This window comes from Frankia sp. CcI156, assembly GCF_001983015.1.
Classification (GTDB): Bacteria; Actinomycetota; Actinomycetes; order Frankiales; family Frankiaceae; genus Frankia; species Frankia casuarinae.
Genome location: NZ_MOMD01000020.1, coordinates 1 through 18846, shown reverse-complemented (window position 1 = coordinate 18846; position 18846 = coordinate 1). Strand labels below are relative to the sequence as shown.

The 18846-nt window shown below is 69.1% G+C and carries 14 protein-coding genes and 1 pseudogene; 8 read left to right on the top strand and 7 right to left on the bottom strand.

Annotated elements, in window-relative coordinates; all coding sequences use genetic code 11:
- Positions 1-2301: 2301 nt before the first annotated feature.
- Together CcI156_RS09155 and CcI156_RS09150 are read left to right on the top strand one after the other, a co-directional pair.
- Complete coding sequence (locus CcI156_RS09155) at positions 2302-2724, top strand: molybdopterin-binding protein (protein WP_076805302.1); 423 nt, start codon at positions 2302-2304, stop codon at positions 2722-2724.
- 78 nt (positions 2725-2802) lie between these two features.
- The gene (locus CcI156_RS09150; RefSeq protein ID WP_076805301.1) at positions 2803-3948 is read left to right on the top strand and encodes a site-2 protease family protein; all 1146 of its coding nucleotides are present in this window, start codon (positions 2803-2805) and stop codon (positions 3946-3948) included.
- A 49-nt stretch (positions 3949-3997) separates the two neighbouring features.
- Here CcI156_RS09150 and CcI156_RS09145 read toward each other — a convergent pair whose 3' ends face one another.
- The 6 genes from CcI156_RS09145 to CcI156_RS09120 are packed head-to-tail and all read right to left on the bottom strand — an operon-like array spanning position 3998 to position 9176.
- Positions 3998-4531, bottom strand: coding sequence for a hydrogenase maturation protease (locus CcI156_RS09145; protein WP_076805300.1), 534 nt, complete (start codon positions 4529-4531; stop codon positions 3998-4000).
- Entirely contained in the window at positions 4489-5781 is a 1293-nt protein-coding gene (locus CcI156_RS09140) for a Ni/Fe hydrogenase subunit alpha (RefSeq protein ID WP_076805299.1), read from the bottom strand. The genes CcI156_RS09145 and CcI156_RS09140 overlap by 43 nt, the downstream gene beginning before the upstream one ends.
- Positions 5768-6592: an oxidoreductase gene (locus CcI156_RS09135; RefSeq protein WP_049761148.1), complete on the bottom strand. Its 825-nt coding sequence runs from the start codon at positions 6590-6592 to the stop codon at positions 5768-5770. Before CcI156_RS09135 ends, CcI156_RS09140 begins: the two co-directional genes overlap by 14 nt.
- A gap of 11 nt (positions 6593-6603) precedes the next feature.
- Positions 6604-7563: an FAD/NAD(P)-binding protein gene (locus CcI156_RS09130; protein ID WP_254847344.1), complete on the bottom strand. Its 960-nt coding sequence runs from the start codon at positions 7561-7563 to the stop codon at positions 6604-6606.
- Positions 7535-8002, bottom strand: a complete 468-nt coding sequence (locus CcI156_RS09125; protein ID WP_011438853.1) for a cyclic nucleotide-binding domain-containing protein — start codon at positions 8000-8002, stop codon at positions 7535-7537. Before CcI156_RS09125 ends, CcI156_RS09130 begins: the two co-directional genes overlap by 29 nt.
- Positions 7989-9176 carry a 4Fe-4S dicluster domain-containing protein gene (locus tag CcI156_RS09120; protein WP_023839997.1) on the bottom strand — a complete coding sequence of 396 codons (1188 nt, stop codon included), beginning with the start codon at positions 9174-9176 and terminating at the stop codon, positions 7989-7991. The genes CcI156_RS09125 and CcI156_RS09120 overlap by 14 nt, the downstream gene beginning before the upstream one ends.
- Positions 9177-9419: 243 nt before the next feature.
- Between CcI156_RS09120 and CcI156_RS09115 the strand changes: the two genes are divergently transcribed.
- Positions 9420-10352, top strand: coding sequence for an NUDIX hydrolase (locus tag CcI156_RS09115; protein ID WP_076805297.1), 933 nt, complete (start codon positions 9420-9422; stop codon positions 10350-10352).
- 54 nt (positions 10353-10406) lie between these two features.
- On the opposite strand, the gene CcI156_RS09110 is transcribed toward CcI156_RS09115, so the two are convergent.
- The gene (locus tag CcI156_RS09110; RefSeq protein ID WP_076805296.1) at positions 10407-11117 is read right to left on the bottom strand and encodes a DUF1918 domain-containing protein; all 711 of its coding nucleotides are present in this window, start codon (positions 11115-11117) and stop codon (positions 10407-10409) included.
- Positions 11118-11749: 632 nt separating this feature from the next.
- Between CcI156_RS09110 and CcI156_RS09105 the strand changes: the two genes are divergently transcribed.
- From CcI156_RS09105 to fxsT, 5 genes and pseudogenes are all read left to right on the top strand, one after another.
- Positions 11750-12343: a DoxX family protein gene (locus CcI156_RS09105; RefSeq protein ID WP_035729052.1), complete on the top strand. Its 594-nt coding sequence runs from the start codon at positions 11750-11752 to the stop codon at positions 12341-12343.
- A gap of 219 nt (positions 12344-12562) precedes the next feature.
- Complete coding sequence (locus tag CcI156_RS09100) at positions 12563-14992, top strand: UvrD-helicase domain-containing protein (protein WP_023839994.1); 2430 nt, start codon at positions 12563-12565, stop codon at positions 14990-14992.
- A 453-nt stretch (positions 14993-15445) separates the two neighbouring features.
- A complete protein-coding gene (locus CcI156_RS09095; protein ID WP_254847343.1) occupies positions 15446-15760 on the top strand; it encodes a DUF6342 family protein in 315 nt (104 codons plus the stop codon).
- A 50-nt stretch (positions 15761-15810) separates the two neighbouring features.
- Positions 15811-16173 (top strand): annotated as a pseudogene (locus CcI156_RS09090) (zinc ribbon domain-containing protein); the annotation flags it as partial.
- A gap of 724 nt (positions 16174-16897) precedes the next feature.
- On the top strand, positions 16898-18846 hold a 1949-nt coding region (gene fxsT, locus CcI156_RS09080), incomplete at its 3' end, for an FxSxx-COOH system tetratricopeptide repeat protein (protein ID WP_139341457.1).

The window sequence follows — 18846 nt, the reverse complement described above, 5'->3', positions numbered from 1 at the left end:
GGCCCCCGCATTCGCGGAGCGCACTTGCATTTGCCGGAACGCACCTGCGCTGTCGGCCTGCCCCCGTATTTACCCGGCGCCCCGCATTGTTGTTGAGCACTCGCATTCGCCGGACGCCGCTGCACTCGCATTCGCCGGACGCCGCTGCACTCGCATTCGCCGGACGCCGCTGCACTCGCATTCGCCGGACGCCGCTGCACTTGCATTGAGCGCCCGGAACAGACGTGGATGCCTTCGGTGGCCGCCCGGTCCGGCGTCCCGTATCCGTGGCGTCAGGGGTGGAGTCAGGCCGCGGTGCCGGTTGTTCCGGCCGGCCCCGTCGACGGAGGCAGGCGGGCGGGATTCGACGCCGGCAATCCGGTGGTTCGACTGTTATCGATGACCACTACCGGGAACTGTACGGCCAGCAGCTCACCGGTATCGGCGTCGACTCACTGCCGGTGGACTGGCAGCGCGAGCAGCTTGAGTGGTTCGCCGCCGACGTCGCCCCCCGAACTGCGTCGCCCCCCGAACTGCGTCGGGCGTATCCGAGCACCCGCTGGGAGCCGCAGGATTCGGCCCAGACCGCGTCACAGGCTTCGACGTAGGCCGCGTCACGGGCCTCGTCACGGGCTTCGACGTAGGCCCCGTCACGGGCCCCGTCACGGGCTTCGACGTAGGCCCCGTCACGGGCCCCGTCACGGGCTTCGACGCAGGTCCCGTCACGGGCCCCGTCACGGGCTTCGACGCAGGTCCCGATTGGCTGACCCCGATCAGCCGAGAGATGTCGGCCGCCGCGGATCGCCGGCCGAGAGCCGACGACTGCTGACGGGGGTCCGCGGCACCACCCACAGGAACGCTCCGAACCCCGGATCGATGGTCGCGCGACGCAACGCCGCCAACACCACGCGTACGTGAAAGGCTCCGCAGGAAACCGAGAAGCCTTTTTCCATACCGCAACCATGCCCCCAACCGACCAAGCGCCGCGACCGGCGCAGGCGTGCCGCTATAGCAAGTGATGAGTGAGCGCGCACTTGCGCTAACTCCAGCCGGCAGCCGAGCTAGCAGGCGGGCGCTAACTGTTGAAAGCGTATCAGCTAGCACGGCAATCACCGCTCGACCACTTCTCGTCCGGCTTATCGAAGGTCAGTCCGTCTCGTCGGACCGGTCCAGTGATACCACCGCCGCGCGACGAGCGGATCGGGCGACCGCGYCGCACCGATCACAATGCACAGCCAGCCGCACATCCAGACATCCGGCCGACCATGAACGCGGTGCCGAGGAGGAACGGTCCCCTCAACGTCGTTGACCGACGCCCGTTCCGGAGCACTCCAGCGGCGGTTCCAGCGCGAGGGATGCGCACCCCTACGAGGTAGTCCGACACCGGAAGCGGGGGTACCCCTTCTGGCCCCCTCATCGGGAGGTAGGCCATGGCCCGGAACATTCTCGGCTTCCCTGAACACCGTTCCCCGCAGGCGTGTCGGGAATACGGATGACGGGGACAGCCGGGTACAGCGAAAACAGCCCTACGAGGCCCTCCGCAAGCCCCCTACGGGGTTAGTCCGGAGGTTGGCTCGGGGGTTAGTCTGGGGGTAGTCCGGCCTAGGCGCCGGTTCCACCGTCGGCAGCCGTTGCCATCGGCCGCCGGCCATCGGCCATCGGCCATCGGCCATCGTGATTCTCCGCGGCTCGGCTACCCGGTCGGCTACCCGGGGCAGCCGCTCGGACGGTCCGCCGAGAGTTGCCGTTGTTTAATGTTGTGCGCTTTCGTTGCTTCAGCACGATTGCCCGATGTCATACGACGATGATCTGTTGTTGCGGGGGTGGACGCCAGTCGGATGATCGGCGGGGCTGCCGCCGAGGGAGGCCGGGATTTCTTTGGGTCGCAGACGTGGGTGGATCAGGCGCGGGTGACCTGGCGCCCATGCTGGCGGCGAGGTAGGTGTGTTGTCTGACATGACAGTGGGTAACAGTAGAGCTTCTGGCGACATTTCCTGCCTATCCGTTGTGTCAAGGCAGTGTTCTGTCGGTGCGGGGCGCCTGCGTGCGGGAGGCCGGACTCTCGGGGTCGGTGGTCGACATCGACCTGTTCGGGGTAGGCGAACCGGTGGCACCGCACTGCCCGCTCCCCCCGACGCGGGCGGTGCGACCCGCACGGACCGATCAGGCGCGACCGCCTGTCGGACATCACTCGTCCRCAGGACCCTTCCGCACGACTGTTCCGCACGACTCTTCTGCAGGTGAGGCATGTACGCGGCACGGACGGACGGGTAGGAGTTGACTGACGGCACCTGGCGGCACCCGAGAGGACAAGGTGGACCGATGAGCCTGAGCATCCGCAACCGACTGACCGGAACCGTCACCGACATCACCGAAGGTGCGGTGATGAGCACCGTGACCGTCGATCTTTCCGGCGGGCAGACCGTCACCGCCGCGGTGACCCTTGATGCGATCAAGGATCTCGGCCTCTCGGTGGGGGCCRCCGTCGAGATTCTGATCAAGTCCACCGAGGTGGCGCTGGCCACGGGCGGCGTGGACGGTCTGAGCATCCGTAACCGGCTGCGCGGCACGGTATCCAGCCTGGAGACCGGCGGTGCCATGGCCGTCGTGCACATCGCCCTCGACGGTGGCGGCGTGCTCACCGCGGCGATCACCCTGGCCGCCGCGACCGACCTCGCTCTGGCCGCGGGTTCCTCGGTGACTGCCCTGGTCAAGTCGACGGAGGTGGCCCTCGCGACAGCCTGACGGGGCCGRCTGCGCGCTTAACCGCGGAGTCGAGCCGGGTCTTGGTCCCGGGGCACGTTCGAACAGGGGAGAGACGCTGTGCGGGCGACCTTCGTGGTGGGACGGATCGCTGGAGTCCGGATCGGGGTCCACTGGAGCGTGCTGCTCATCTTCGGCATCATCGCGTTCGGCCTCGCGCAGGGCCGCCTCCCACAGGCCTACCCGGGCCATGCCCTGGTGGTGTACTGGGTGGCGGCTCTTGCCGCCGCAGTGGTTTTCTTCGCCTCGCTGCTCGCCCACGAGGTGGCGCACGCCGTGGTGGCCCGGCGCAACGGGGTGGCCGTGGACGACATCGTGTTGTGGCTGCTGGGCGGGGTGGCCCGGCTGAAGTCGGAGGCGTCGAGCCCGGCAGCGGAGCTGCGGATCGCGGGTGTCGGCCCACTCGTCAGCCTCTTGCTGGGCGGGCTCCTCGTGCTGGGCGCCTGGCTGCTCGCCCTGGCGTCCGCGCCCGAACTCCTGGTCGAGGTGGTGGCCTGGCTGGCGGGCATCAACCTGCTGCTCGCCGTCTTCAACGCCTTTCCGGCCGCTCCGCTCGACGGTGGGCGGCTGCTGCGCGCCTTCCTGTGGTGGCGTACGGGAGATCGGCTGCGGGCGACCGCCGGGGCCACCGCGGCCGGACGCGTCCTCGGCTGGCTGCTCGTCGTTCTGGGACTCCTCGTGTTCATGAGAGGCGGCGGATTCGGCTGGCTCTGRCTGGCCCTGATCGGCTCGTTCCTCATCGCGGCCGCCACCGCCGAGGGACGGYAGGCGCAGTTGCGCGGTGTGCTCGCCGGCGTCCCGGTACATGACGCCATGACGACGAAACCGCTCACGGTGCCCGCGGCCCTGACCGTCGCGGACCTGCTGGCCGGCCCGCTGTACCGGTACCGGCACTCGGCGTTCCCGGTGACCGGCGAGAACGGAGTCCCGGTCGGGCTGGTGACCCTGGACGGCGCCAAGCAGGTGCCGCCGGAGAAGAGCGGCACGGTAACGGTAAGCGAGGTGATGGTGCCACTGTCGCGGACCACCATCGCGGGTCCCGACGACCCGCTGGCGGATCTGCTGCCGCGCATGGAGCCCGGCGCCGAGCACCGCGTCCTGGTGATGGATCAAGGCAGACTCGTCGGGATCCTGTCCCTGTCGGACATCAGCCGCACGGTGACGTGGCTGATGAACGCCGCCCCCGGGCCGCGCGAAGTCCCGTGACCGAACCCCACCGCCAACGCGGGCCTTCGGCTACCGCGGTTGGCGGCGGTCAGCGGAGATCGTGGGGTTCCCTGGCGGCATCGTCAGGTTCCCTGGCGGCATAGATCGCTGTTTCGGCGCGGATGGCGGCGGCCACGTTTCGGGCCGCCGCCGCGACCTCGGGGTCAAGTCCGAGGCCTGCGGAGAAGGTATGGCCGCAGATTGCGTAGATGACGAGATGCCGGGGAAGCCAGCCGAGTGTTCGGCTGATCTCGATGGTGTCCGCGAGGCCGAGTGCGTGGGTCGATGGCCCGACGAGATCCGCCGGTAGTGTGCGCTCGTTGGCCGGTATGCGGTGCACAGTTCCGGGCGGGGCCGCGGAATGGGCGGCGTCGATGATCCAGACGGCGTCGGCCCCTTCCCAGGCGGCGAACAGCCCTGTCGGCTCGCCGGCGCCTTCGAGTACGTCGACGCCGRCTGGGAGCGTGCAGCGTAGCTGCCGCGCGACTGCMAGGCCGACGGCGTCGTCGTGTCGGTAGGGATTGCCGATCCCGATGACGGTCAGCCGTGTTCGATGTGGAGAGTCAGGAAGTGGGTCGCACATGAGATGCAGGGGTCGTAGTTGCGGATGGCCCGTTCGCAGCGCAGGGCGAGTTCGGGCTCCGGCAGGTTCATGAAGCGTTCCACCACACCGYGCAGGTCTTCTTCGATCGGACGTTGGTTCTGGGCGGTTGGTGGCACGATCTTTGCGTCGAGGATGGTGCCGTTGTGGTCGATCGTGTAGCGGTGGTAAAGCAGGCCGCGGGGTGCCTCCGTGACCCCGTATCCGGTTCCCGCCCGGGGCGGGGCCTCCAGCGCGGAGGGGTCGGGCTCGGTGTAGTCCGCGATGATCCGCAGCGCCTCGTCGGCGGCGTGGACCATCTCGATGCAGCGCACGATGATGCTGCGGTAGGGGTTGCGCTCCGGTGGGCGCAGGCCGATCTCGGCGGCGGTCTCGCGGGCGGCGGGCGCCAGCCGCTCCGCGCCCAGCGCGAAGCGAGCCAGCGGTCCGGTGAGGTAGGAGCCGCCCGCGGCCAGGGTCGAGTGCAGGGCGTTCGACCAGGGCACCTGTTCTTCGGTGAAGTGCCGGTCGTAGTCGGCCGGGGCGATGTCGAGGCCAGCGGTGGAGGCGATCCGGCCGCGCTCAACGGGGTATTCGCCAGGTTGGTGGAGCGCGACGAAGGTCTGGTGGAGTTCGTCTTCGGGGAAGTCCAGGGCGGCGGTGAATCGGGCCGTGTCCCGGGCGATGTCTCGCGCCTGTTCCAGTTGCCCGACAAGCTCGGTCAGGTCACGCCGGCGTGGTGCCCGGTACCAGCCGCCGACCCGCGCGTTGACGGGGTGGATCGCGCGGCCGCCGATGACCGTCATGAGCGTGTTGCCGGCCTTCTTCAGCGTGAGTCCCAGCTTGACCAGGGCGGGCTGGTCCTGGGCAAGATGCAGTGCGCTGTCGTAGCCGAGGAAGTCCGGTAGGTGCAGCAGGAAGACGTGTAGTGCGTGACTCTCGATCCATTCACCGCAGTAGATGAGCCGCCGTAGGGCGGCGGGTGGGCCGGTGACCGTGACGTCGCAGATTTGTTCGATGGCCGCCAGCGCGCTCATCTGGTAGGCGACCGGGCAGATGCCGCAGATCCGGGCGGTGATGTCGGGTGGCTCGGTGTAGGCCCGKCCRCGGAGGAACGCCTCAAAGAAGCGCGGCGGTTCGAAGATCTTCAGGTGGGCCTCGTCCACCCGCCCGTCGGTGATCTTGATTAGCAGCCTTCCTTCGCCCTCGACCCTGGTGAGTGGGGGAGGTGCGATGGTCCTAGTCGCGCGCATCGGTCTCACCGCTTCCCGAACCCTCGCCGGGGGCGTCGCGGAATGCCGGCGCGGCGGTGTTGAACGTCCGGAACACTCGGTCGACGTTGTCCTCGTTCATCCCGAGGACCCGTAGCTGGCGGATCAACGCGGGGGTGTTGGGGCTCTCCATCGGGCCGAAACAGCCGTAACAGCCGCGGTGATAGGCCGGGCAGATCGCACCGCATCCGGCATGCGTGACGGGGCCGAGGCACGGCGTGCCGTGCGCGACCATCACGCACACCGTCCCCCGCCGTTTGCATTCGGTGCAGACGGCGGACGAGGAGATGTTCGGGCGTCGGCGAGCGAGGAACGCGCTGATGACTTCGAGGAGCTGGCGAGGGTTGATYGGGCAGCCCTGGAGTTCGAAGTCCACCCGGACGTGCGTGGAGATCGGGGTGGAGGTCGCCAACGTCGAGACGTACGCCGGGGTGGCGTAGACGGCCGCGAGGAAGTCACCGACGTCGGCGAAGTTGCGGAGCGCCTGGATGCCGCCGGCGGTCGCGCAGGCGCCGATTGTGACCAGACGCCGGGACGCGGCCCGGACCTGGTGGATGCGTTCCACGTCCTGTTCGGTGGTGACCGAGCCCTCGACGAGGGAGAGGTCGTAGGGACCGTCGACGGTCGCGCTGGATGCCTCCAGGAAGTAGGAGACGTCGATCTCGCCGGCGAGCGAGAGCAGCTCATCTTCGCAGTCGAGCAGGGTGAGCTGGCAGCCGTCGCAGGAGGCGAACTTCCAGACGGCGAGCCGGGGCCTGGCTGGGCTGGTCGGYGTCGGCGTCGGCGTAGACATCGGCATCGGCATCACAGCTCCCGGACGGCGAGCAACGGTTCMAGGCGGTCGTAGCCGCAGACCGGTCCGTCCAGACAGAGCATCAGCGGGCCGAGCTGGCAGCGGCCGCAGTGACCGAGGCCGCAGTGCATGTTGCGTTCCATGGACAGGTGGATGCGGTCGGCGAGTACGCCGGCGTCGACCAGGGCCCGTGCGGTCAGCCGCATCATGATCTCGGGTCCGCAGGTGAACGCGACGGTTCTGGCCGGATCGAAACGCACGTGCGGGAGGAGGGTGGTGACGACGCCGACCCGGYCGTCCCATCCGGGCCGCGCACCGTCGACGGTCACCAGGGCTTGGAGGTCGGTGCGGTCCTGCCAACCGGCCAGCTCCCGGCGGTAGAGGATGTCCGCGGGTGTACGGGTGCCGACGAGCACGACCACGTTGCCGTAGTCGGCGCGCCGTCGCAGGATCTGCCGGACGACCGGCCGCAGCGGCGCCAGCCCGAGCCCGCCCGCGACCACGACGACGTCCAGCCCGGCTGCGGCGCCTACCGGCCAGCCTCGCCCGAACGGGCCACGCACCCCGAGGACGTCGCCCRGGCGGGACGCGCAGATCGCTTCCGTCACCGCGCCGACCGCTCGGACGGTGTGCACAAGCGGGCTGTCGGTACCAGCCGCCACGGAGTCGTCGCCCGCCACGGATTCGTCGCCCGCCACGGAGTCGTCGCCCGCCACGGAGTCGTCGCCCGCCACGGAGTCGTCGCCCATCGCCGGGTCGCAGCCCGTCACGGACAGGGGGACCTCGCCGACGCCGAAAGCGTAGACCATGGTGAACTGGCCGGGTGCGGCGATGATCGGAACGTCGGAGAGCGGCGCGAGTTCCAGGGTCCACGTGTCACCCGTCTCCTGGTGGCGGCGGGTCACCCGGAACGGCCGAGGGGTCATCTCCCCGGCCGCGCCGTCAGCCCTGGCCCGGGTTTGCGTAGACATCGAGCAGCCGCAACCGGGTGGCCTGCAAGCGCTCGATGAGCACCTGCGCAAGGTGGGACAGCACGTCGTAGCCCAGCGCCGGGTCCTGGGAGAACTTCCCGCGTAGGCAGGCACCGTCGATGGCGGTGGCGCGGACCAGCGAGAGGGCACGRGCGTCGAAATGGAGCCGGTACGGCGGGAACAGCCAGGACCAGCCCACCACATTGCCGGCTCCGACGGTCTCGATGGGGACCAGACCCCGGGTCGGGACGAAGGTTTCGATCGCGACCGTGCCGTGCCGGATGACGTAGAGGGTGTCGGCCGGGTCGCCTTCCCGCAGGAGTACGTCGCCCGGGCGGAAGATGGCGTGCCGGGCACACCCGGCGAGGAGGGCGAGGTGGTCCGGGTGCATACCGGCGAAGACGCCGACCTCGCCGAGCGGTGCCTCAACCAACGTCATCGCCRGCCGCGGAGTTCGCTCGAATGGCGGTCAGTTCCTCGGTGACGTCGATGCCGACGGGACACCAGGTGATGCACCGTCCGCAGCCGACGCATCCGGACGTTCCGAACTGGTCGTGCCAGGTGCCGAACTTGTGGGTCAACCACTGGCGGTAGCGGGAGCGTCCGGAGGCACGGACGTTGCCGCCGTGGAGGTAGGAGTGGTCCAGCGAGAAGCAGGACTCCCAGCTGCGCCAGCGCTCCGCCTCACTTCCGGTGAGGTCGCTGACGTCCTCCACCGAGGTGCAGAAGCAGGTTGGGCACACCATCGTGCAGTTGCCGCAGCTCAGGCACCGCTGCGCCACCTCGTCCCACCGTGGATGTTCGAGGTTGTCCGCGAGCAGGTCACGCAGGTCGGCCGCGTCGACGGTGCGTCCCATCCGGTCGGCCGCCCCATCCACGGCCGCCTGGGCCGCGCTCCGGTCGGCGGCTTCGCCCGGGCGCCCCGCCAGCTCGCCCAGTATCTCGACACCCCGGGGGGTGCCCGCCTCGACGAGCAGCCGGTGGTCACCGGCCAGGACTTCGCTGAGGACCAGGTCGTAGCCCTCCCGCACCGCCGGGCCCGTGTTCATCGACACGCAGAAGCAGGTCCCACCCGGCTCGTGGCAGTTCACCGCGACGATGAACACATCGCTGCGGCGAGCAGCGTAGTCGCGGTCGGCGTGGCGCCCCCCGAGCAGGATCCGGTCCTGGGTCGCGATGGCCTGCAGCTCACAGGAACGGACGCCGAGGAATGCCACCGCTGCCCGCGGTAGCGGTTCCTCCGCCACCTCGAAGCCGCCGTCCCCGAAGCCGCCGTCCCCGAAGCCGCCATCGCCGAAGCCGCCATCGCCGTCGCGGCGGGTCGTCAGCAGGCGCAGCCGGGGCGGCAGCAGGTTCTGCTTCCACGAATGCGGCCCCACCGCGTAACCGAACAGCGCCGCGTCGCGACGACGCTCGAGCCGGTAACGACCCGCCTCCTGGACATCGGTCCACCCCACCGGGAGCTGCGCCGCGCTACTGATCTTGTCGTACACGATCGCGCCATCCCGCACCGTCGGGCCGACGACCTGATACCCGCGTGCACGCAGCACGTCAACGAGCGTCCCGAGCACCGCCGGCTCGACGACGAGCTCGGCCACACCTGCGTCCGTCACCTCACCCTCCACTCCCCGGACAGCGGTAACCTTCTGTGGCGAGTTCCATACCCCTGGGTGCCGTCGGGGAACATGCGCTTCAGGTGGGGATCCCCGCCCTGGTAGCGATGGACGCCGCGGACGGCCCGACCGCGATCCGCGCCGCCGGCGGCGGGTTGTCGACCGAGGCTTGCGGGACCGGGTCTTGCGGGGATGTGCCCGTCGTCCTGGCGCCGCGGCGGCTGGAGCCGAAGACTGGACGGCATGAAGTCGTCGGCTGATCCCTGGGATAGGCCGGTACGGGTCGTAGGTGCCGCCGGTGGGGTGCTGTGGCGGCCCACGCGGGACGGGCGGCAGATCGCGGTCGTGCACCGGCCGCGGTACGACGACTGGTCCCTGCCCAAGGGCAAGCTGCGTCGGCGGGAACATCCGTTGCTCGGTGCGTTGCGGGAGGTCGAGGAGGAGACTGGTTACCGGGCCTGGCTCGGGCCCCCGCTCGGCGAGTACCGCTACCTGACGGACGGCGGCAGGACGGTGAAGACGGTCCGGTACTGGGCGATGCAGGCCCGTTCCGGCACGTTCGTCCCCACCCGGGAGGTGGACAGGCTTGCCTGGCTGGCGAAGGGGGATGYGGCGCGCCGGGTCAGCTACGACACCGACCGCCACGTCCTCGCCGAGTTTGGTCGGCTGCCGGCGGGTCGGCTGCCGGCGCCGACGGCCGCACTCGTCGTCATCCGCCACGCTCGGGCCGCCCACCATCGGCGCTGGGACGGGCCTGACCGGCTACGCCCGCTCGATGAGCGCGGCCGGGCCCAGGCGAACGCACTGGTGCCGCTGCTGACCAGCCTGGGGATTCGCCTGTTGATCAGCGCCGACCTGCCCTGCTGCACCGCCACGCTCGCCCCGTACGCGCGCGCGGCCGGGCTCGCCGTCGAACCGGAGCCGGCGCTGGCGGACACCGGCTATCCCGGATCGGAGGCGAGGGTGGTCGCTACCTTGATGGGGCTCGCGGCGTCCGGGACTCCGACGGCGATCTGTAGCCAGCGCACCATCGTTGCCGACCTGATCCGACGGCTCCTGGACGGCTGGTGCTGGCCGGTCCCGGACCAGCTCGGGGTACGGGAGGGCGGCTTCTGGCTGCTGCACTGCCCTCCCGGCAGGCTGGTCGCAGCGGAACGTCACGATCCCGTAGCATGATTAGCCTGACGGTGCGTGTTTGTCACGCATGCAGGGTTGAACCCGTCGTCCTTTTCAGCCGGTGCCGCTGCGGGCCTCCTCGGGAGGGTGGCGGACCTCGGCGTCCGGTCCCGGGTAGACGARGCTGACGTGCCCGGTGTCGGACCAGCGGACGGTGAACRGTGGGTCGCCGGCAGGCGAGCGCACCTCAAGGATCTCCCCAAGGCGGTCCGGTTGCGTGACGGTGGGACGGTGGACAACCAGGGTGTCGCCGGGATGGGCGCGCATCGCCCTACGCCGGGGCGGCAGTTCGAGCGCCAGCTCGACGGGCTCCTCGCCGGTGGTAGCCAGCGGTGGGGCCTCGCGGTGGGGGGCAAAGACCTCATCGGCGAGCGGGTGTACCAGCTCGGCCATCTCGTGCTCGGTGCGGATGAGCAGATCGTCGACGGACAGCAGGCCGACGAGCCGGCGGCCGTCGACGACCGGGAGCCGGCGGATCGCGTGGTCACGGAAGATTTCGTAGGCCCGTTCGAGGTCAACGCCGGACGGTACGGTGATGACCTCGGTGGTCATGAGGGCGTCGATCCGGCTGTCCGWCGGGATACCGCGGGCAACGCCGCGTAGCACGATGTCGYGGTCGGTGACGATCCCGACCAGGCGGTCGTTCTCCATGACGAGGAGCGCGCCCACGCCCTGCCGTTCCATCTGCGCCGCCGCGTCCCGAACCGTGGTGGACCGCTCCACGGTGACCGGCAGCCGGACGATCGTGCTACGAATGTCGGCCATGCTTACCCCTCCAGGAAGGTGCTCGCCCCCGGGCAGTGACCCCTGGCCCCAGCCCCGCGCCGGCCGAGCAGCCCCGCCGCGGACGTCCGCGCCTGCGACCTGGGCAGACCCAACAGATCGGACCAGTTCCGCCGAGGGCGCTGGCGTTCCATGCTCGCCATCTGGTTGTTCCGTCCTGGCGGCAGGCAGCTRCCCGGCCCAGCCGGCGCCACACACGCCCGCCTGCCGGACGCCGCCGGCCCGTTGTAGACGGGTCCAGATGCCACCGGATGAGCGTCGCCAGACGGTCGCMGAGTCGCGCGGGTAAGGTCACAATCTTCTCTTCTCCCTAGAAGAATGCAGATCATCACCCAGCGTGTCCATTCTGACCACTTTCAGTCTCTACCCACGCCTGGCTCGCCYGAACCACAGACCGGCCAGATCCAGGCCCACGACGGGCTAGCTCGCCCCGGCCGCTCCATCTCGGCAGGACGCCGATGATCGCCATCTATCCGCTCAGGTGCGCGCTGCCCCCGGTCGGATCACCCCCACGGGCGTGGGGAGGACCGAGGTGGTATCTGCCCGGCAGAGCRGGCAGGCACAGTAGTGACCAAAGCTTCACCGTATGCTTTCGCCTGGATCAGGGTTTCGACATGAAACTGCTCGCTACGCGGCACCGGGCATCCCTCCACCTGGCACCCGCCACCCCCGCACCGCCCGACGCCTCCCACCCGGGCCCGTCCCGMACGGGCCCGTCCCGCACGGCCGTGTCCGCAGCCGACCTCGGGCTGCTGCTGCTTCGGATGACCTTCGGTCTGCTGCTCGCCGGGCACGGTGCGCAGAAGCTCTTCGGCATGTTCGGCGGCCACGGCCTCACCGCGACCGGCAAGGGATTCGCCCAGCTGGGTTACCATCCCGGCACCTTCTTCGCCGGGCTGGCCGGCGCGTCCGAGTTCCTCGGCGGCCTCGGCCTGGCGGTGGGCCTGCTGACTCCGTTGGCGGCCGCGGCCGTGATCGGTGTGATGATCAACGCAATGATCGTGACCGCACCAAACGGACTGTGGGAAACCGACGGCGGCATGGAGTACCCGCTGTGCGTCGCGGTGGTCGCGATCACGGTGGCTGCGGTCGGTGCCGGGCGGCTGGCGCTCGACCGCCTCTTCCGGCGGCGCGACGGCGGGCTGCCCGAGGCGGCCTTCGCCCTCGGCCTCGGCGGCATCAGCGCCGCCATCGTGCTGGCGGTCTAGACCGAACTTACGTGATCTTTCTCTGCCGAAAGCGGCCGTGGCCAGAGTGTTCGAAGAGTTCGAGTCGGCACGCTCGAACCAGCGTTCGAAAGTGGACTTACCTTTACAAGAACAACCGCTCTTCCCTAGGGCCTGCAGACCACCGTTGCCCGTAAACGTAGCCAAACGATGGCTCATTACCGTACTCTTACCTGTGACATAAGGTGAGGGAGTAGTGACGTGCTTTTGGATGGACCGGCAGCGCGCATCCCCGCCACCGCTGCGTCGACCGCCGGCACGTCGACCGCCCATCCGCCGACGACCGCCTCGTCGACGACCGCCTCGTCGACGCGAGACGCCGACCCGCTGCCAGAACCGTCGGCCCTCGGTCAAGCCGTCCTGCTCGGGATGGAGATCGACGGAGTCCAGCGACAGATCCAGCACCTGACCGACGTGCTGAAGCAGTTACGCCGCCACCGCCAGCACTGGGAAGCCGGTGGCCGGGCCGAGCAGAGTGTGGTCCGAGTGCTGGTCGGTATGGACGACGCAGGGTGGCACGTGCTGCCGGACCGACGGTGGCCAGGCACCCGCCGGGCCAACATCGACGTGATCGTGGTGGGGCCTGGCGGAGTCTTCGTGGTAGACGTGAAGAACTGGCGAGAGATCACCGTCGAACGCGGCCGGTTATGGCGTGGCGACGCCGACGCGGACGACGACGTCCGCAAACTTCTGGATCAGACCGTAGCGGTGGAGGAGGTGCTGGTAGAGGCAGGTCTGCCACCGACCGAGGTGGTTCCGCTGCTGGTTCTGGCCAGGCGGAAAAACGTCCGGGCACAACTCGACCGGGTGACGGTGCTCGGCGAGCAGGACCTGACCCGCGACCTGGCGCGTCGTGGCGCACGCCTGGCACCGGACCTCGTTGAACAACTACTGGACCGTCTGGCACGCGGTTGCCCGCCGATGCCCCGCGCCGCCGCCGTCACCACCGTCACGGTCGCCGAGGCGCCGACCTCACGGTCTGTCCGCCGTCCGGTCGCGCGCCGGGCAGGTCCCTCTTCGAACGGTACGGCCGCGACCGAAAGCCCAGCCGCTATCGAGCGTCCCACTCAGGCCTACTGTCCGGCTCCGGCCGGGCGTCCGACTTCTTCCGAGCCGCTGTCGCCGCCCGAGCAATCGGTTCCACCAGATCAGGATGCGCTGCTGAGCCGCGAGGAGCTGTGGCAAGAACTTCTCGACGCCGCCGCCCGAGAGCCGATCGAGACGTGGATGACCTGGCTGCACCCGACGCAGGCCCGCCTGGCCGGCCGGCAGTGGTCGGGTCCGGCCCGCGTCCGCGGCGCAGCCGGTACCGGCAAGACGGTTGTCGCGTTGCACCGCGCCAAGTATCTGGCCGCCCGCGGGGAACGGGTGTTGTTCACCTCGCTGGTGCGTACGCTGGGGCCGGTCTACCGCGCACTGCTGACCCGGATGGCCCCCGAGCACGTCGACCGGATCGAGTTCGCCACCGTCCACGCCGTCGCCACACGTTGTCTTCGCGAACACGGCTTGGCAGACCGGCACCAGCAGGAGGCCGCCGACACCTGTTTCTGGCGCGCCTGGGGGCAGGTCGGGCAGTTCTCGGTTCTGCCCGGGCTCGGCCTGGCTCCCGGATATTGGAAGGACGAGATCGCGACAGTCGTCAAGGGCCGAGGCCTGACCGACTTCGAGCAGTACGCCAAGCTGGCACGCGTCGGGCGCAGCACTCCCTTGCAACCGACCCACCGACGTGCGGTGTGGGAGCTGTACGAACGGTACGAGCAGCTCCGGACAGAGCGCGGCGTCCTCGATCGCGACGACGTGCTGCTCCTGGCTCGCGACCTGGTGCGCGAGAGTTCCGACACCCGGTACGACGCGGTGATCGTTGACGAGGTACAGGACCTGACGTGCGTCGGTCTGCAACTGCTGCATGCCTTCGTCGGCGACAAGCCGGACGGCCTGCTCGTGGTCGGCGATGGCCAGCAGTCCATCTATCCCGGCGGTTTCACCCTCGCCGAGGCCGGCGTCGCCGTCGTCGGACGCTCCACCGTGCTCGGGAGAAACTACCGTAATCGCGAGAAGATCCTGCGCTACGCTCAGGCGGTAGTCGCCGACGACAGCTTCGACGACCTCGACGGCGTCCAGGAACGCGGGCGGCGCGAGGTCGACGTCGACCGGCCGGGAGGCGAGATCCGCGAGGTCACGGTGTCGGGCACCGTGGCGCAGGATGCGGCGCTCTGCGAGCACCTCGTGGAATTCCATGACAATCGGAACGTCCGTTACGGCGATATGGCGGTGCTCGTGCCGACGAACGCCGCGGCTGCGCGGTGGCTGCGCGTCCTCACCGAGCGGGGCATTCCAGCGGTTTCCCTCAAGGAGTATGACGGAACCAGCTGTGAGGCGGTCAAGGTCGGGACGTACCACCGGGTCAAGAGCCTCGACTTCGCCCATGTCTGTATTCCCGACCGCAACCTCTTCCCAAAGCCGCGGCGRCCGTCCGAATCGGCCGACGCGTTTCGCGAGCGAACCCAGTTGGAACGCCGACAGATGTACGTGGCCATCACGAGGGCACGAGACAGCGTGTGGGCCGGTATCCGCGAGGTACCCGACTCGGACCACTCGATCCCCGCCGAGATYGGACACAGCTCCAGGTAGGAACTCTGGTTCGATTYCCCCCAAAAGCGGACAGTGGTTAACTGGTTTGATATATTTAGGTAATATCCGTGCGCCACCGTCTCCGACATGTGACGCTACGTACGCGAGATACGCTTCCATCACTAGCTCTGGGGGGAGAGGTGTTGTGGCCCTCATGCCTGTGACTCGGATGGTTGAACGGCCCCATCCGGAACAGGGAATACGGAGATCAAGGAAGCGATCGTTCCTGTCTATTGAGACTTCCACGCACCCGTTTACTGGTCCGATCGGGTAGAAAAATTGGCCAGGAGCGCAGCCGGCAGTCGAGAAAATTCCGGCCGGAACGTGCGGTGTTCTCTCCACGCCGGCGCACGCAGAGATGCCTCCTGCTAACTCCTGTTTGCCGATGGCCGGGTTTTTCTCGAAACCATACGAACCTACTCCAGCCAGGAGAGGTTTCCCGCGCAAGCCAGAATGGAGCAGACCATGGCGGAAATTGATCTCGGATTGGCCACGGACTGGGATGAGGGCGACACCCACGGCCGAATCAGGTTGAGGCAGAACCAGAAGTACCCGAACTCGCCCAAGAAGGATGTGCTCATCAGCTCACCGGTGAGCATCGAACTCTCGGTCAACACAAACTACTCCACCTCCCAGGAAGCCGACAAGATCTTCTTCACGACCCACCACGGCAACCAGAAAAAGATCATCGCAGTACTGGACTCCAACGGAGACCTCTACATCGCTGGCCGCGTGATCGAAGGGCAGTCGAACCTGTCCTACGAGTAGCCCGACAGCTCGGGGTGGGCCGGCACCGCCGCGCCCACCCCGGCACGGACGTCGCTGCCATGCTCGCCCCGCTGGGCCGGCGGCTGCTGGTCGTCGACCCGGCCGAGGTCGACGACGACCTGGTGCGCGACGTCACCGAGATCCTGACGTCGCTGTGCGCCCGGCCGCACGCAAGCCTGACACTGTCCGAACGCACGTTCACCTGCCAGTCCTGCGGGCTGGTAGGCGACCGCGACCTGAACGCCGCGGTCAACCTGTCCAACCTCGTCGCCGCCAGTACATCGGAGACGGTAAACGCCCGTGGAGCCGACCGTAAGACCCCGTCCRCGGGGCGGGCGGCTGGGAAACGGGAACCCGGCACGGCTCCGGCCGGTCAGACCGGGAGTGCCTCACCGCAAGGTGAGGCGGCATGAGCGCCGCTATCGGGCGCTCTTATGCAACGGTTACTCCGATCCCCACGTCACTCCCMTATGTCCCCTCCCCTGTGTCCCCTCCCCTGTGTCCACGCCGCGATGTCCCGGTCCGACGCGATGCTGTGAGGGCGCGTGCTCGTCGAGTCGGCCGCGTTGTCCGGCCTCCACACACGGCCGAACACCTGGTAGGACTGCCCCCGGGCACCGAGGAGGCGGCCCCGCCAGCACCGGGACTGGCGGATAGGAGGCCCTTCCGCGTCTGACGCGGCCCCGCCGCCCATCGGCCAGCCAGGTGGCGGTGCTCATCCAGAAGCATAACCGGCAAGATCATTATGCTCCGTCCGTCTGTGGCTACATAACGAACAACCCAGCCCCCGCCAGGTCGGGCGAAGCCCGACACTCGGGGGTCCGGGGGTCGCCCCCCGGGCAGGCATAACGGCCGATGGCGCAGCCGATCAAAGATCGGCAAGCAGCCGAAGCCGGCGCGTGGAGACGAGGGGACTCGAACCCCTAACCCCTGCCTTGCAAAGTCGGTCCGGTTCGTCCACGGGCGTCCATGGATGTCCGCTGGTGCGGCCCAGAGCCGGTGTCGGTTCCACTGGCGTCCACCGTGGTCCGCCCCGGTCTGCCGGCTGGGCTACACGGTTGGCTACACGAGTCGCTGCCCGGTGGACGGGCTGTCGTCGCTGGCCGRCTCGCCGGTGTGCGTGAGAGCGATTGTCTGATGTCGTACCGCGATGGTCTGTGTGCCCGGGTGGGGGTGGACACTGTCGGCGTGACGGGCGGGGGCGTCGTGGATGACGACGGCGGGTGGGATTTCTTCGTGTCGTACACGGTTGTGGACCGGCCGTGGGCGGTGTGGGTGGCGTGGGCGTTGGAGGAGGTGGGGTTCCGGGTTCTGGTGCAGGCGTGGGACCTGGTGCCGGGCACGAACTGGGTGGCGGGGATGGATGAGGGGGTGCGGCGGGCTCAGCGGACGGTGGCGATCCTGTCAGAGGCGTATACCCGGTCGGTGTTTGGGGCTGCGGAGTGGCAGGCGGCGTGGGCCGCGGATCCGAAGGGCGAGAAGCGCAAGCTGCTGGTGTTCCGGGTCGCGGATTGTGATCGTCCGGGGTTGTTGGGGCAGGTGGTGGGCGTCGATCTGTTCGGCTGTGCGGAGCAGGCGGCGCGGGCGGAGTTGGTGAGCGCGGCACGGTTGGCGGTGTCGGGGGGGCGGAACAAGCCGGAGGTAGCTCCGCCGTTCCCGCCGGATCTGCGGGCGGTGCCAGGGCGGGCGACGTTCCCGGGTGGGGTGCCGGGGGTGTGGAACGTGCCGGCACGGCTGGGGCAATTCGTCGGCCGGTCGGGGCAGTTGGAGGAACTGGCGGAGGCGCTGCGGGGCTCGTCGGTGGTGGCGCTGGCCGGTATGGGCGGGGTGGGAAAGACGTCGTTGGCGGTGGAATACGTGCATCGGCATGCGTCGGATTTCGATGCGGTGTGGTGGGTGGAGGCGGAGCAGTCGGACACGGTGGCGGAGCAGATCGGGGCGTTTGGGGAGGCGTTGGGGTTGCCGGTGGGGGTGGAGCCGGCGGGGGTGTTCGGTGAGTTGCGACGGCGGGGGTGGCGGTGGCTGCTGGTGTTCGACAACGCCGAACAGATCGGCGCGGTGGCGCCGTTTCGTCCGTCGGATGGGCGAGGTCGGGTGGTGGTGACGTCGCGGCGCGCGGGCTGGCGCGCGGTGGGTGCGGTGGTGGAGGTCCCGACGCTGTCCCGGTCGGAGTCGGTGACGCTGCTGTCGGGTCGTGTTCCGCGGGTGGATGCGGTGACGGCGGATCGGATCGCCGAGCTGTTGGGAGATCTGGCGTTGGCGGTGGAGCAGGCGGCGGCGTTCTGTGAGCAGACCGGTACCCCGGCCGGGGAGTTCGCCGAGCTGTTGGAGGAGCGGTTGGAGGAGGTTGTTGAGCTGGGAGAGGTGGCGGAACGGGCCAGGGTGACGGTGGCGACCTTGTGGGAGGTGTCGGTCACCCGGCTCKCCGTGGAGATGCCGGCCGCGGTGGAGCTGTTGGAACTGCTGGGGTTCTGCGGTCCCGAAGTGCTTCCGCTGGATCTGTTCGCGGGCCGGTCGGAGTTGCTGGGTGACGGTTCGCTGGCGGTGGCGGTGGCGGACCGTTTGGCGTGGACCCGGGTAGTGGGTGCGCTGGTCGGCTATGGGCTGGCCAGCCGGGACGTGGACGCGGTGTCGGTGCACCGGCTGGTGCAGGCCACAACCCGTCGGCGCACCTCGGACGATCGACGACCGGTGGTCCTCGCGACGTTGCTGCGGCTGCTGCGCGCCGACCTGCCCGGTGACATCGTGCGTTCTCCGCAGAACTGGCCCCGGTGGCGGGAACTACTCCTGCACGTCCGCACGGTCGTCAGTCGGGTGCCCGATCCGGRCGAAACGTCGCGCGGCCCTGAGAGCGCGGCGCCTATGGAGATCGTTGATCTAGTGTGGTTGTGTGACCGGGCCGCGACCTACCTTCAGGAACACGGCCAGGCCGGGGAAGCACTGCCGATGTTCCAACGGTCCCTCGCCATCACCGAGGCCGCCTACGGCCCTCACCACATAGCCTCCGTAGCGGCCTTGAATAATCTTGCCGGGGCGCTGCGAACCCTGGGAGGAACGGGGGAAGCGCTGCGGATGTTCCAACGGTC